This is a genomic window from Tenacibaculum sp. nBUS_03 (assembly GCF_051201695.1).
Lineage (GTDB): Bacteria > Bacteroidota > Bacteroidia > Flavobacteriales > Flavobacteriaceae > Polaribacter.
Genome location: NZ_CP179214.1, coordinates 866,232 through 880,970, shown reverse-complemented (window position 1 = coordinate 880,970; position 14,739 = coordinate 866,232). Strand labels below are relative to the sequence as shown.

The following is a 14,739-nucleotide window of genomic DNA, read 5'->3' as shown; positions in this document are numbered from 1 at the left end:
TAAATTTATTTTTCAAATAAAACAACAGTTTCTATATGCGCTGTGTGTGGGAACTGATCTACTAAACTAATTTTTTTAAGTTGATATCCAGCTTTTATTAGTTCTTCAGTATCACGAGCTTGTGTTGCTGGGTTACAAGATACATAAACCATTCTATCTGCATTTAAATTTATGATTTTTTTAAGTGTTTTTGGAGCAATTCCAGCACGAGCAGGATCTAAAATAATGGTACGTATTTTATTTTTGTATTGAGGATGTTCATTTAAAAATTTACCTACATCAGCAGCATAAAACTCTAAGCCTTCTATGTTATTTCTCTTGGCATTTTTTTTAGCATCTTCAATTGCAGAAGCTATAATGTCGACTCCTACTATTTTTGCGTTCTTGGAGTTTGAAGCAATAATTTGCCCTATAGTTCCTGTACCACAAAATAAGTCCATAACAACAGTGTTGTCAATTGCTTCTTTATTTTCTAGAGCATAATCAACTACTTTAGTGTACAATTTCTCAGCAGATTTTGGATTTGTTTGAAAAAAACTTTTCATACTAATCTCAAAATTTAACCCAAGTAATTCTTCCACAATTTTTTCTTTTCCATATATCAAATCAATACTTCCAGAAGTAGCGATGGTTCTATCTCCGACTTCATCGTTTATTGTATGTAATAATCCAGCTAAACGTTTTCCAAAAATGTCTTTTAAAAATTTAGCAAATTTTTGCAAATCAAATTTAGGTAAATCGAAAGATGTAGTAACTAGGTTAAATAGCAATTCATCAGTTTTGTATGATTTACGAACTACAAAATATCTAAAAAAACCTTCTTTTTTTCGGACCATGCCAAGGAGCCAAATTGGTTTCTTGACAATACTCTCTAATTGCTTTTAAGTTATCTTCTACTTGCTTATCAAATAAACCAGAATCTTTGTCTAAATTATCGCCCATCCACCAAGTACCACGTCGTTTAAAACCTAACGTAAATTCATCTACATCAGTTTTGTTTTTTCGATCATAACCAATGGCAGAAAAACCATATTCCATTTTGTTACGATAATGAAAAACGTTTGGAGAAGCTATAAACTCATCAAATAAATTTTCGATATTAGAAACTTTACCAATACGTTTAAATAGTGAAAGCGTACTTTCTTTTTTATATTGGTGTTGTAAACTTATGGGTAATTGAATGTAAGGAGCTCCAGGAATATCTTGGTATGGAACTTCTATTTCATTATCTGAAGGTTTTAAAACTTCTATTAATTTACATTCAGCATAGTTTTTTTTTGATTTCACAACACGTGCTTTCACTAATTGACCAGGTAAGGTGTTGGGAATAAAAATTACAAATACACCTTCATCAGAACGAATTCGTCCAATTCCTTTTCCTCCAAAAGCGTAATCTTCAATTAATATCTCTAACTCCTGATTTTTTTTAACAAATTTGTTTCGTTCTCTACGTGGCATTGTAAACTTATAATTTATGGTTTGCAAAATTAGGAAAAGATATTGTTTGATGTACTTTAAACTCAAACATTAATTATTATTTTTAAAATTAAAATGAACCTTTTAACTTTTTGTTCGTCTATGTATTGTAATCGATTATGAAAGATTTTAATAATTCATCAGATAAAGAACTAGTGTTAGCCTATAAATTAGGTAAGAAAGTAGCATTTTCTTATTTGGTTAAAAGATGGCATTTACAATTTTGTAAACTAGCTTTTTGGTATGTAAAAGATGCTGATATAGCCAAAGATATAGCTCAAGAAAGTTGGAAGGTAATTTTAAGAAAAATAGAAGACTTAGAAGATCCTGATAAATTTAAAAGTTGGTCTATTAGTATTGTAAATAGGAAAGCGTTAGACTCTTTACGTTCAACTAAAAAAAGAAAATTAAAATTAGAAAGTTACTATGAACATAAGAGTAGGGTAAAACCATTTTTAGAGGTTACCGAAAATAAAGAATCTATGTATAAACAAAAATTAAGAGAAGGGATTCAAAAATTACCGGAAAATCAAAAAATAGTAATACAACTTTTTTATACACAAAATTATTCTTTAAATGAGATTAGTGAACTAGTAAATATTTCTGTAGGAACTGCCAAGTCAAGGTTGTTTCATGCAAGAGAAAAGTTAAAAACAATTTTAAAACATGTAGATTATGAATAATATAGAAGATATTGATAAATTAATTAAAGAAACATTATCAGAAGAGGAAGCCAAGTTTTATGAAGAGTTCGATGAACAAAATATATTTCAAATGGTCGGAGGACTATTTCAGGGTAAAAATAAATGGATTATGTACTTAATGAATATGATGACTTTTGTCTTTTTTGGGCTGTTTTTGTATTGTATTATTCATTTTTTTGAATCAGAAGAAACAAAAGAGTTAATAAAATGGGCATTAGGTTCAGTTGTGTTTTTAATAGGAGTTAGCATGCTGAAAATTTTTGCATGGTTGCAAATGGGTAAAAATGCAGTATTAAGAGAACTAAAAAGATTAGAGTTACAGGTTTCTTCATTATCTGGAAAATTAGAGGAATAAGTATTATATTTTTATGAATAATTGATTTTTTTTTGTTATTTATGTGTTTGGTATGCAGTTGTTTATAGGGTTGTGTTGATTTAGTATACACTCAATATTAAATAAACTCTTCTTGTAACTTTAATTTAGGGTTTCGTGACATTTTTTTTATAAAGGTTGTTAAAGGATAGTATTTTGGGTAACAATCAAAAACTAATCAATCATGAAATTATCATTTAAATTAGCCTTAGGATCGATGCTCGTATGGAGTATGATGTTTTTAAGTTCTTGCAAAAAGAAAGGGAAAGAACCTTTAAAAGAAAAAACGGAAGTAGCTTACAATACACTTGAAGTTCAAGCTTTGTGTAATAGTAATTGGTTTCCCCATTCTAAAACACCAGCGCCTCAGGAAGGAAAAGGAAGTCCATTTGATACAATTAGTACAACCAATGCTATTTTTCATCAATGGTCTTGGCAAAAGTTTTTATGGGTTACAAAACCTCAGTATCAAATAGAAAAATTATTCTTAAAAATAGAAGGTAAGAATATTCCGTTATATGTTGACGAAACGTTACCCTTATTTTTAAACCCTAAAAAAATGCTTCAGGTAGATTCTCATATGGGAAGTATAACACCAGTTCCAGGAGCGTCGGTGGTTTTAGAAGATACCGCGCAAGCAGGTTCCTCAGGAATTTTAAGAACAAATCCTGCATACAATAATGATAATAATAAAGAAGAAACAGTATTTTATTCAATTCATGTTTCACCAATTTTAAAAAATGCAGCTGAGAAATTTAAAGATTCTATTTTAAATGGCTCATTAGCAAAAAGTAATTTATCTTCTTTTCCAGTAGGATCATTAGAGTTAAAAGTATCATGGACTTCCATTGATGCTATTCCTGAAAATAAACGAGATAATTATTTTACCACTGTTGGGGCTGTAGACGATGGAAAAGGAAATCTCATAAATAAAGAGGTAGCTCTACTAGGAATGCATGTTGTAGGAGTTGTAGAAAATCACCCTGAGTTTATTTGGGCAACTTTTGAGAATTATGATTTAGCACCAAGTTATAATTGGAAAGAAAATCAAGCGGTTTCTTCTTCAGATAAGTTATTGTTTGCTAAAGGAAGTACTACAGGTATTAATGGAATCTATTGGGATACAATTAAACAACAAGCATCGACCTTATACAAGGTATATGATATATTTAAGTATGGGGTTCCAAGAGACTCTACAGGTGGATTTATGAAAACAAGTCAAGAAGAGCCTGTAAACTTTGAAAACATTGTAAATATTAACAATTGCGTAAAAAATAGTTTAGATGATGTGTGGAGAAACTATTTTTACAATGGATCTATTTGGGTAGATACTGATGGTTTATCATCAAAACAACAAGCTGAATTATTAGTAAAGTTAAAAGGCAGTGTAGGTAGTGCTGTACCTGGATCTGTAGCAAGAGGTTCTTTAAACTGTGCAAATGTTACTATGGAAACTTACACGCAAACATTTGAAAGTAGTTTAAAGGATGTTAATGTGAATACGTTGGCTAATTGCTTTAGTTGTCATAATGCTGAAAGTTATACTAATGATTATTCACCAACCTATATGAGTCATTTGTTTGATGCATTTATAAAAAGTGCTGAAGGGAAAACATTTGATGAAATTGAAATGTTAAAAGCAAAACAAGAAGTACAGGAATTTATGGAGAATAGATTGAAGTAAAACTTTAATATTATTCATGTATGAACCTCCCAACTACTATGTAATTTGGGAGGTTTATTTTTTGCTTCGGAATGTGAAGTTATCGGTTTATATAAATATCCTTATTATTAAGTATATAAAAGTTAATAAAAATAAATACATTGCATTGTAAATTTTATTTAAAAATAAGTAGATGAAGTTGAAAGGTTTTTTATTGATTTTTTTAGTGTTTAATATAAATATTATAGCCCAAAATTGTACTTGTACTGGTAAAGAAGAATGGAAAAAAGATAGGTTAGCATTGAAGGGTGATGAAATAAAATTAGATTCCTATAACTCAATTATAAAGTTTACAGTAAAGAGATGGTATCATTTTTTTCATGATGGATATAGTGGAACAGGTTCTTTTATCAAAGAAAATATGATGGTGACTGCTAAACATAATGTTATAAATAAGGGAATCACTAAAATATCTTATAGGGTAGGAGAAAAAAATATTGTTTTAAAGAAAAAAGATTTTAAGATTTTTTTATATAAAGGGAAAAGCAAGGGGGTAGAAAATGACATTGCAATTATAAAAATTACAACCCCTAGTAAATATGCAAAAAGAGTAACTTTTTTTAAGCACTCAATAAAACACGATTTAGATAACAAAACACTTCATTTAACCGGTTTCCCATGTGATTCTGAAGGAGAGCTAATAGAGAAAAAGACATTGTATTCTAAAATAAAAATTAACGAAAGAAATACAATTATTGGATATCCAATGTATACCTGTCAGGGAGATAGTGGAGCACCTTTATGGTATAAAGATAGAGGAGAATATATTGTTATTGGAGTTCACCATGGAGGGAATGAAAATATTATTGGTTTTGTTGAAGAAAAGTTAAATGTAGCTGCTTTTTTTAATGAAGATGTAATCTCATGGATAAATAAACATTCTAATTAATAATTATTTATGAAGTATTAGTTTTAAATTGATAGTTGGTTAGGAATTTCTTCTTTTCCAAAAAAGACTGTCTTTCCATCTAGTTTCTGCTTTGTAGAATAAATTTTTATGCTTTAAATAGTGGCTCCATACATTAGCTATTTGATCGGAATATACTTTGTTGAATTTTTCCGTTTTGGCTAAGTTAAAATCTTTAATGATATTAAAATTTGCTAATAACTCTTTAACTTGCATGGCATTAGCCATTGCATTAAACATCCCCTGAGAAGATAAAGGGTCAAAGCTAATAGCTGCATCACCTAAAGCAAGCCATTGTTTGCCAGCAACTTGTTCTATTCGTGTTGAATTTGCACTAACAGTTCCTTGAAAAGTAATGTTTTTTTCATCTTTAGGGATTAACGAATGTATTATTTTATTCGTTTTAATAAATGTTATAAAGGATGAGCTTTTTTTAAATGTGGCTTTATCTATGATATCTGAGTCGGTTTGAAAAGAAATAATTCTCGTGCTATTGGGTAAAACTGCACTATACCACCAACCCTGTTCATCAGCAACGATAGTACTCATAGTATTTGTATTGGTATTAGGCATACTTATCCAACATGAAATTAATTTGTCATATTGAATTCGTTTAATTCCGATACTTTTTGCAAAGTGCGATTGTCTTCCTGTAGCATCAATAACAAAATTTGCCTTAATTTTACGAGTAGTCCTGTTTTTTAAATCATCTGATTTACCGGTTACTTTCCATATGTTTTCTTCATAAATGCTATTAAAAAGACGTATTCCCCAAAAACAACAAACACCTCTGTTGGAAGCAATTTCTCTAAGATACATTTCAAACTTTTTTCTATCTAAGCTTTTAGAAAAACCATCAGGGTTTTTAAGATAATCTTTAATATGAAGTTGATTATTTCCCCAGTATGATTGCATACCAAGGTTATTGCTAAATAGTGTTTGTTTAAAATCATCTGATTCATGCCCTAAAAGATTTAGTTTTTTAAAAATTCTTTGAGAAGCTGGAGCTAATGATTCACCAATCCGATCAGAAGGAGTTATTTGTTTGTCCATTAAAGTGACATTATATTCTTCAGCCAAGGAGATGGCGGCAATGCAACCAGCAATTCCTGCTCCAATGATTAATATTTCCGTTTTATGATCGGTCTCTTTATTGGACATAGAAATATGTTTTTTGTTTGATTCTTCGTTTTTAGGAAGCCATTTCAATTCAGGCACGGTTTAAAGAAGTAATCTGTTTATTATTTAACAGATTACTTCGTTATGTCTTTTTTGTGATGGCATGTACCTATGACTCATTATTGAACTCTATTTAGGAGTATATCTTGAAAAACGTGTCATTTTTTCTGGAATACCTACTTCTACTTTTTTAGAAACTTCTTGTTGATGTGATTCAGATTTTTTCATAGTGTGTAATTTAGAAGCAATAAGATGGATGGTATTGGTAACGTTTGAAGTTGGTTTAAAATCTTTTGTTAATTCATCTTCAATCAATGTTAGCAATTCACCTTTAGCGGCTTCTAATAAGAATTGTTCATTTAAAAGGTTGTCATGAGAAAGTTTATTTACAGCTGCATTTAATACATTTTTAGTGGTATTATTTAAATTATGATTATTGTTTAAACTAGTATATAAATCTTCTAGAGTGGTTTTTAACAATGTTACTTCTTGCTCAGGAGTAGGTGTAATTCCAACTTGCATTTCTTTAGGAAAATTTGGGTCTTGAGTTACTCCAGGACGTTTTTGAACTACTGCTAGTTTATCAAAATATTTAACCATACTATTAATTTGATTTGTATAGGTTGGGGCCTCACCATCTAAAGGAAGGTTATCTAGCCACTCAGTTCGGTAATTAAAAGCTTGTATACGTGTTTCTTCTGATAAATCAGGGTTTATTGCTTCTTCGTAACGTTCCTCATTTAAAATATTGTTAGGTACTCTAGCTGGCCAGAATGTAGGTAGATAAGGATCATATTCACTAGTATATCCATCTCTACAGCTTGCAGTATCTGTTTGCCAAGGAATAGCCATCCAACGAGTGATGCTACCAGCAACTTGTCCACCTAAAATTGGCCCTTTAGCTAACGGGAGTACTTCATTATTCATGATAGGACCATAATACATGGTGTTAACAGGAGGTGTTTTTGGAGCGTGTTTAATTCGGAAAGGAGCCATATACATTCCTGATGAACGCATGGGCCATGTCATTTCACACCCAGGATGAAAAGCATCAGCTAAACAAAATTCCATGGCAGCTTTTGTAAGCATATCTGGCTGTTCAGCTATAGGTAAATCATCTATTGATGGTGCTTTTGGTATGTGCGGACATCCTGTCATATCTACATAATCAGCATCAAAATCACCTTTAACCCATTGATCTAAAAATTCCAACTGTAAGTTTGATAATGTGGCATGTTGACGAACAGAACCTGTAGACGGAATACTAATAGCATCACCATATAACCAAGGCCATAATTGAGGAGCTTCTGCACCAGTGGCATCAAATCGACGGAAATTATTAGAGATTGTTCTACGCATTTCCATATAAGCTGAAGATGGATTTCCTAATCGTTTAATCCATTCATTAGTGGTATAATTAAATTGACCTCCAAAACCAAATGCCCCGGCAAATCCAGCGTTTACCCATTGTAAATCAGTCATGCGTTGAAAAATTGGTAAAATATCTTTGGTGAAAGAAGGCCGTTTAGGACGAACCAACATCTTTGATTGTACAGCTACATCTCGCATTAAATCCCACATGGTACGAACTGATTTTTGCATTGGAGCATAATCTGGTGGGGCACAAATAACCCAAGCAGGATCTACAGTTAGTTTTTTACCATTGTATTCAACTTCAGCCGTAACTGGTCCGTCAGAAATATCATCATACCAGCCCTCGTTATTTGCAAAAGTAATAGCAATGTTTCCATTTATGTTTTCAGATTTTCCATGCCCACCAAGCATTATTAAACGACCTTTTTCATCAGTATGCATTTCACCTAAGTAGACTTTTTTAGATAAAAATTCTCCCTCAAAAAAGGAACCATCCTTAATATTTATTCCAGAAATAGATTTAGCACCACCATCTATCAATAAAGAGTTTCTGTCTTTTACATCTATGTTACGTAATAAAGAAGGAGGACTGTCTGCTGCTTCTGGTATGTCTAAAGCTATATTAAACTGGTACCATGAAGATTTTTGGTTTGATAAATGGCTATGCCATGTAATGTTAGAGTTTTCAGCAGTTAACTCTTTTACAGCTTTTCCAGCTGCATTAAATCCGTAAATTCTAAATTGAGCAGCTTGTCTTTTTAAAGCCCCCGTTTTATCTCTATATGCGTACGGATCGGTTTGAGGTTCTGGATTGTCAACTAAAGGTCCTAGAAAGTATTCATCTTTGCTATTTCCAACTCTCATAACTCCAATAGGAGGATAGATGGCTGCTTTTACAATACAATCACTGTTTTCATTTGTGTTTCCTTCAAATTTTGGATTTATATTTTTAGGTTCATGCAATTGCTGTCCGTTAGCTTGGTGTCTTGCTTCAGCACTAGCAGCATATACTACTTTTCTTACTTGTGCAATAGAGCCTAATGGTTCATGTAGAGGTAATGTTCGCCAAATGTTAAATGCTAAATTGCTACCAAATTCAGCTTGTCCAATACTTGAAACGTCTTGCTGAGGTAAATGAAGTTTAGCGATACATATGTATGGGCTTTCTTCTGTACTCCAAACTACTTGTGCATCATCTAAAGGCATCGTAGTTTCATTAGTTCTTACCTGTATCTCAAAACGAAAAGTAGCTTCTTTTTTTACTAAGCGTTGTTGTAAATCTAGACCTAAATAATTAGTGTCATTAAAGGGAGAACCTTTATAGCTGTCTTGAGGAATCAAACGATATTTTACAATTTGTGAATCGCCTAATTTAAAAGGAAGTATTGCCCAATAGCTTGCACTTAATACACTCGCTTCTTCTTTAGACATAGCTTGTAAAATACTAGCTAATTCAGGATGCTTTTCAATATAAGAGCTATAATCACGATCAATAACACCAGCAGTAGTAAAATTGCACATTTGACGAGCATCACGAGCAAAAAAACGATCGATGTTTTGAAAAATGAAATCTGCATTGGTTCCATTACCTAGTAGTTTAGGACCATCAACTCCAAATAATTTTAAACCTACTCCTAAGGTAGAATGTAAATCGGGAGATGTTGGTCCTGTATCACTTGAAAATCGAACGGCACATTCATAAGTACTACCCGCAAAAATACCGACTTTAAATTTTTCGGGAATATCTTCGTTTATTTCAAAACGGCCATAGGCTACACCATGTTGTTTTCTAAATACAGCTCTTTCAGCAGGCTTTTGTCCGTTTTCAATATTTGTTTTTTGACCCATTTCTACAAACATCTCTTTAAGTCGTTGTGTAATCAGGGTAATATCTCCATCACAGTTCCAACATGATGTTGATTTCTTATTTTTAGGTTTTGTCATTGTTAGTTAGTTTTTGTTACGTATAGTTGTTTATATACCTTTAAAAATAGAGAATAATTAAGGGTGTTAATTTTTAAAAATCATGAACGTTTTAATTTAGGGTATGAGGAATTAATTATTTTAAAATAGTAGAGTAAATTAACTAGAGTAAAGATTTTGATATTGATTTAGAATTTAATTATGTTTGCAAACATGGCAAATCCGTACGATGATATATTTGAGGATAGTGAAGAGAGAAAAGCACAATCTAGAGCTAACACAACTAATTTTTCTGATTTAGAGCTTAAAAATGAAAATCATTTTATTAGTGATGAAAAGGAATCATTAGATGAGGTTTTAGAAAATATAGAATTGTTTAAAACATTGGTAGGCCCTTTTCAAAGCTTTTAACACTAACAAGAGCGGTAGATTTTAAAGTTCCTAAAAATGTTTTTAGTTTATTTATTATACCTACCGATCCACATAATCAAAAGTCTTTAAAAAAAGAACGAATATATTATAGCTTGTTAAAACAAAAATTTAGTGCTGTAATTTTACCCATGTTGAAGTTAGCTAAAATACATGTAGAAACTGTTTCACAATTTAATAATGATGTAGGTGAGGATTATTATTCGGTTGAAAAAACAGATAGAAGAGTTAAGTTAGATAAATTACAAACAATTGAAGAGATTAACAGACAACGAAGAATTTTAGGAAATGCTGCTAGTGATTTGGAAATTTTAAGAGAAGCAATTGAAAAAACAGAGCGACGTATAAAAAAGTATATTAATGTTGGGGGAATTAATAATATTTCTAGAGCAGAATATGAGGTGATTATTCAAAAAACATCTACATTAATATCTGGTCAAGATCATAAGTTTAATTATACTGTTTTTAATATAAATATGTTAGATAAAGTTGTAATTACTTTGGGTATTTATATGAAAAAGACAACATCCCAATATCTTGATAAATTAAAAGAAGCTTTTGAAATAGGAATTGGATACTAAAATATAAAATAACAAGTGTAATGCTAAATTAGTTTTAAGGTAATTATCAGCTTTGAATATATTTAGAAAACAAACTCCACAATATTTAGTTGTGGAGTTTGTGTCTAAGCTTATTTAATATTCTGTTTTATCTTGCTTTTCAGTCCATTTTTCAAAAGGTTCTAGTGCTATTTTACGACCTACTTGTTCAAACGGAATACTACGTTTTTCATAAGGTAATGGAATTTCTTTGTAAATAAACTCATCATCAAAACCAATGTTTGCAGCATCTACTTGATTACTTCCATAAAAAACTTTTTCAGGCCTAGCCCAGTAAATAGCACCTAAACACATAGGGCATGGTTCACAAGATGTGTAAATAATACAACCTTCTAACTGAAAAGAATTTAAATTTTTACAAGCATTTCTAATAGCAGTAACTTCTGCATGAGCAGTAGGGTCATTTGTTGAAGTAACTTTATTGTTACCACGACCTATAATTTCTCCGTCTTTAACAATAATACACCCAAATGGTCCTCCTTCGTTATTTTGCATTCCTCTTAAAGCTGCTTTTACAGCTTCGCTCATAAATTCTTCGTGTTTATTCATTTTTTGAAATTATTTAAATAATAGAGATGAAAAAAGGTTGTAATTTATTTACAACCCTTTAAACATATATGTATACTAAAAAGTTTATTTTAAACTTCCAGTCATGTCTTCAGGTTTTACCCATTCGTCATATTGTTCTGGAGTAACGTATCCTAAACGTACCGCTTCTTCTTTTAAAGTAGTACCGTTTTCATGGGCTGTATTTGCAATTTCAGCAGCTTTATAATACCCGATTTTTGTGTTTAAAGCAGTAACTAACATTAATGAGTTATTTACTAATTCAGTAATCCTAGTATGGTTTGGTTCAATACCAGCAGCACAGTTAACATCAAAAGATACACAAGCATCTCCAATTAATTGAGCAGATTGTAACACATTAGCAGCCATCATTGGTTTAAAAACATTTAACTCATAATGTCCTTGAGTACCACCAACAGTAACAGCAACATCATTACCCATAACTTGCGCACAAACCATGGTAATGGCTTCAGCTTGAGTAGGGTTTACTTTTCCTGGCATAATAGAAGAACCAGGTTCATTAGCAGGAATAATTAATTCTCCAATACCCGAACGAGGACCAGATGCCATTAAGCGTATATCGTTCGCTATTTTGTTTAAAGAAACAGCTAACTGTTTTAAAGATCCGTGAGTTTCTACTAGAGCGTCATGAGCAGCTAAAGCTTCAAATTTATTTTCAGCAGTAACAAAAGGTAGTTTTGTAAACTCGGCAATATATTTTGCTACTAATACATCATATCCAGCAGGAGTATTTAAACCAGTACCTACAGCAGTTCCACCTAAAGCTAATTGAGCTAAATGTGCTAATGAATTTTTTAAGGCTTTTAAACCGAAATTTAATTGAGCAACATATCCAGAAAATTCTTGACCTAAGGTTAGGGGAGTAGCATCCATTAAGTGAGTTCGCCCAATTTTTACTACATCTTTAAAAGCTTCCGATTTTGCTTGTAAAGTATCGCGTAATTGCTCTACTCCTGGAATTGTTACTTCCACAATTTTCTTGTAAGCGGCAATATGCATTCCTGTAGGAAAGGTATCGTTAGATGATTGTGATTTATTAACATCATCATTAGGTTGAATTGTTTTTTCTCCTTCACCAATTACTTTTCCAGCAATTTCATGCGCTCTATTAGCAACAACTTCATTCACATTCATGTTAGATTGTGTACCTGAACCTGTTTGCCAAATAACTAAAGGGAATTGGTCGTCGTGTTTACCTTCTAAAATCTCATCACATACCTGTGCTATTAAGTCTCTTTTTTCTTGAGCTAACACCCCTAATTCACAGTTAGTATAAGCAGCTGCTTTTTTTAAGTAAGCAAATCCGTATACCACCTCTAAAGGCATAGATGCAGTAGGGCCAATTTTAAAATTATTACGGGAACGCTCAGTTTGAGCTCCCCAATATTTATCAGCAGGCACTTCTACCTGTCCCATAGTATCTTTTTCGATTCTGTATTTCATTTGTAAATGATTTTAAAAAGCTAAAAATTAATGATGACCAAAATTACAAATTCTAATAGATTTAGTAGTTGATTTTTATCAGATTTTATTGCTTGTGACGAAAAATAGTTATAATTTTGTAGCTCGTAACAATTTTAATAAAAAACAAATGTTAGATTTTTCAGAATTCTCAGGTTTAGTTTTATTTATGTTTATTTTTACAGCTGGATTTTGGTTGTTAATTTTCTTATTAACATTTGTAGTTCCTTACTGGATTGGTGGAACTATCTGGGAAAATATAAAATTAAAAAGAGATGCCAAAAAAGCTGCCGAAGGCAAGTAGGTAGTTTTTATATAATATAAAAAAGAAGCTCGTTCATTTGAACGAGCTTTTTTAATTACTATTAATAATGTGTTAGGATGAAATAACTTTTTTATTTTTTGTGTTCTATTATGAAACAACTATAAATCTTTCAAGACCGAAAAATTTTGAACGAGGTTATTATCCTCCAAATTCACCACCACCATCATTTTCATTGTTTCTTTGTGTACGTTCGCGTTTTTTCTTCTGATTAAAACGATATGTGAAACTTAAAGATATTTGACGTTCTCTCCACTGAAAACTTCCATCAATTATATTGCTAGGATTTGCTCTGTCCCCATTATAAGTAGTCGTTTCTCTTTTACGAGTGTTAAATAAATCACTGGCATTTAATACTAAAGAAGCTTTATCTTTAAAAATGTCTTTACTAAATGATAGGTTAGTTACAAACATCCCTTTTCTATCACTCTGAGCAGTTTCTTGTGGGCCACGAAACATGATGCGTGTTTGCAATTGTATTTTTGCAGGTAGTGTAATTCGAGCATTAAAACGTGTGAACCAGCTACTGTTATTAACTTCTTCTAAATTTGTGGTAATTTTATCTCCATTTGGTGCTGTATATACATAAGAAAAGGCATCAGTTTTAAATTTAAAATAATTAAAAGTAGCTGATAATTTTGCCCATTTAGCTGGAGAGTAATTCGTCGTTAGTTCAAAGCCGTAACGGCTTTCGTCACTAAGGTTTACAGGTTGACGAACAAAAACATTTGTAGGAGTACCATTTATTATTCGTTCCTCAATAATAGATACACCCTGCATTATATCTGTTGAATATTGGTAATAAATAGAAGAGTTTAAAGTTAACTTTCTAATTTTTGTAGTGTATCCTAAATCAAAGGAGCTAGTAAAAGTAGGATTAATATCTGGGTTTCCTCTAAATACGTTTGTAGCTGAACTTCGAGATTCAAAAGGATTTAAGAACCAATGACGAGGTCTTCTTAATCTTCTACTATATCCTAAGGTTAGATTGTCAGAATCATTTAATTCATATCCAAGGTTAACTGTAGGAAACCATTCGGTGTAATTTTTATCAGAAAACTGATTTGTTGTTATTACTTTTAAATCAATATCTGTAATTTCTGTTCGCAAACCTAATAAGTACGAGAATTTATTAACTTTATTACCGTATTGTGCATAAAAGGCATATATATTCTGTTTAAAATCTATCGCATTTGAAGAGCTACTTTCAACAAAAGAACCGTCTGGTTGTCTTAGTCTAACTTTGAAATCAGAATATAAGTCTTGTAAAGTGGTTTTATGTCCAAGCTCAATTTGGCTGTTTTCACTAATAGGTAAAATATAATCTATTTGAAAAAGTTTGTCTTTTGATTCCGTAATTTGTGAGTTTTGTTCAGACAAAACACTGTTGATTGTAACTGGTGAATCTTCTATTTCTTTACTGTCTCCATACTGAAAATCCATAATCAATTTTTTACCATTACCATCAAAGTTATTCGTGTAGTTTATAGAAAATTGATTGTCTTTACCATCTTCATTCTCATTTTCAATTCTGTTTTCAGTAGAAACTAAGTTCCTGTTAGCATCAAAGTTTTGAGTAACATTAGTTGCTATATCTTCTCCTTTTGATTTTCTATAGAAATATGTACCAGTTACTGAACTATTTTTAGAAAGGTAGTAT

General features: G+C 31.3%; 14 protein-coding genes. 7 read left to right on the top strand and 7 right to left on the bottom strand.

Features of this window, described 5'->3' with window-relative positions; genetic code table 11:
* Nucleotides 1-5: 5 nt before the first annotated feature.
* Nucleotides 6-836: a 23S rRNA (uracil(1939)-C(5))-methyltransferase RlmD gene (gene rlmD / locus ACMFBB_RS04015; RefSeq protein ID WP_435263175.1), complete on the bottom strand. Its 831-nt coding sequence runs from the start codon at nt 834-836 to the stop codon at nt 6-8.
* The gene (locus tag ACMFBB_RS04010) at nt 808-1,458 is read right to left on the bottom strand and encodes a TRAM domain-containing protein (protein ID WP_435263174.1); all 651 of its coding nucleotides are present in this window, start codon (nt 1,456-1,458) and stop codon (nt 808-810) included. Before ACMFBB_RS04010 ends, rlmD begins: the two co-directional genes overlap by 29 nt.
* A gap of 137 nt (nt 1,459-1,595) precedes the next feature.
* Between ACMFBB_RS04010 and ACMFBB_RS04005 the strand changes: the two genes are divergently transcribed.
* From ACMFBB_RS04005 to ACMFBB_RS03990, 4 genes are all read left to right on the top strand, one after another.
* Entirely contained in the window at nt 1,596-2,159 is a 564-nt protein-coding gene (locus tag ACMFBB_RS04005) for an RNA polymerase sigma factor (protein WP_435263173.1), read from the top strand.
* Nucleotides 2,152-2,535, top strand: a complete 384-nt coding sequence (locus ACMFBB_RS04000; RefSeq protein WP_435263172.1) for a DUF6768 family protein — start codon at nt 2,152-2,154, stop codon at nt 2,533-2,535. The genes ACMFBB_RS04005 and ACMFBB_RS04000 overlap by 8 nt, the downstream gene beginning before the upstream one ends.
* A 202-nt stretch (nt 2,536-2,737) precedes the next feature.
* On the top strand, nt 2,738-4,237 hold the full coding sequence (locus ACMFBB_RS03995; RefSeq protein WP_435263171.1) for a hypothetical protein: 1,500 nt from the start codon (nt 2,738-2,740) through the stop codon (nt 4,235-4,237).
* A 172-nt stretch (nt 4,238-4,409) separates the two neighbouring features.
* The gene (locus ACMFBB_RS03990; RefSeq protein ID WP_435263170.1) at nt 4,410-5,165 is read left to right on the top strand and encodes a trypsin-like serine peptidase; all 756 of its coding nucleotides are present in this window, start codon (nt 4,410-4,412) and stop codon (nt 5,163-5,165) included.
* A gap of 39 nt (nt 5,166-5,204) precedes the next feature.
* Here the strand turns inward: ACMFBB_RS03990 and ACMFBB_RS03985 are convergent, their stop codons facing one another.
* Both ACMFBB_RS03985 and ACMFBB_RS03980 read right to left on the bottom strand, forming a co-directional pair.
* Nucleotides 5,205-6,344: an NAD(P)/FAD-dependent oxidoreductase gene (locus ACMFBB_RS03985; protein WP_435263169.1), complete on the bottom strand. Its 1,140-nt coding sequence runs from the start codon at nt 6,342-6,344 to the stop codon at nt 5,205-5,207.
* Nucleotides 6,345-6,491: 147 nt separating this feature from the next.
* Entirely contained in the window at nt 6,492-9,680 is a 3,189-nt protein-coding gene (locus tag ACMFBB_RS03980; RefSeq protein WP_435263168.1) for a LodA/GoxA family CTQ-dependent oxidase, read from the bottom strand.
* A gap of 192 nt (nt 9,681-9,872) precedes the next feature.
* On the opposite strand from ACMFBB_RS03980, the gene ACMFBB_RS03975 reads away from it, so the two are divergent.
* Both ACMFBB_RS03975 and ACMFBB_RS03970 read left to right on the top strand, forming a co-directional pair.
* Nucleotides 9,873-10,070: a hypothetical protein gene (locus ACMFBB_RS03975; protein WP_435263167.1), complete on the top strand. Its 198-nt coding sequence runs from the start codon at nt 9,873-9,875 to the stop codon at nt 10,068-10,070.
* Nucleotides 10,071-10,183: 113 nt separating this feature from the next.
* The gene (locus ACMFBB_RS03970) at nt 10,184-10,669 is read left to right on the top strand and encodes a hypothetical protein (RefSeq protein ID WP_435263166.1); all 486 of its coding nucleotides are present in this window, start codon (nt 10,184-10,186) and stop codon (nt 10,667-10,669) included.
* Nucleotides 10,670-10,783: 114 nt separating this feature from the next.
* Here the strand turns inward: ACMFBB_RS03970 and ACMFBB_RS03965 are convergent, their stop codons facing one another.
* Both ACMFBB_RS03965 and fumC read right to left on the bottom strand, forming a co-directional pair.
* Nucleotides 10,784-11,257 carry a nucleoside deaminase gene (locus ACMFBB_RS03965; RefSeq protein ID WP_435263165.1) on the bottom strand — a complete coding sequence of 158 codons (474 nt, stop codon included), beginning with the start codon at nt 11,255-11,257 and terminating at the stop codon, nt 10,784-10,786.
* 84 nt (nt 11,258-11,341) lie between these two features.
* A complete protein-coding gene (fumC, locus tag ACMFBB_RS03960; RefSeq protein ID WP_435263164.1) occupies nt 11,342-12,739 on the bottom strand; it encodes a class II fumarate hydratase in 1,398 nt (465 codons plus the stop codon).
* A gap of 148 nt (nt 12,740-12,887) precedes the next feature.
* On the opposite strand from fumC, the gene ACMFBB_RS03955 reads away from it, so the two are divergent.
* Nucleotides 12,888-13,061 (top strand): hypothetical protein, encoded by a 174-nt coding sequence (locus ACMFBB_RS03955; protein ID WP_435263163.1) that lies wholly within the window; start codon nt 12,888-12,890, stop codon nt 13,059-13,061.
* A gap of 159 nt (nt 13,062-13,220) precedes the next feature.
* Here the strand turns inward: ACMFBB_RS03955 and ACMFBB_RS03950 are convergent, their stop codons facing one another.
* The gene (locus ACMFBB_RS03950; RefSeq protein WP_435264268.1) at nt 13,221-14,672 is read right to left on the bottom strand and encodes an outer membrane beta-barrel family protein; all 1,452 of its coding nucleotides are present in this window, start codon (nt 14,670-14,672) and stop codon (nt 13,221-13,223) included.
* Nucleotides 14,673-14,739: the final 67 nt, after the last annotated feature.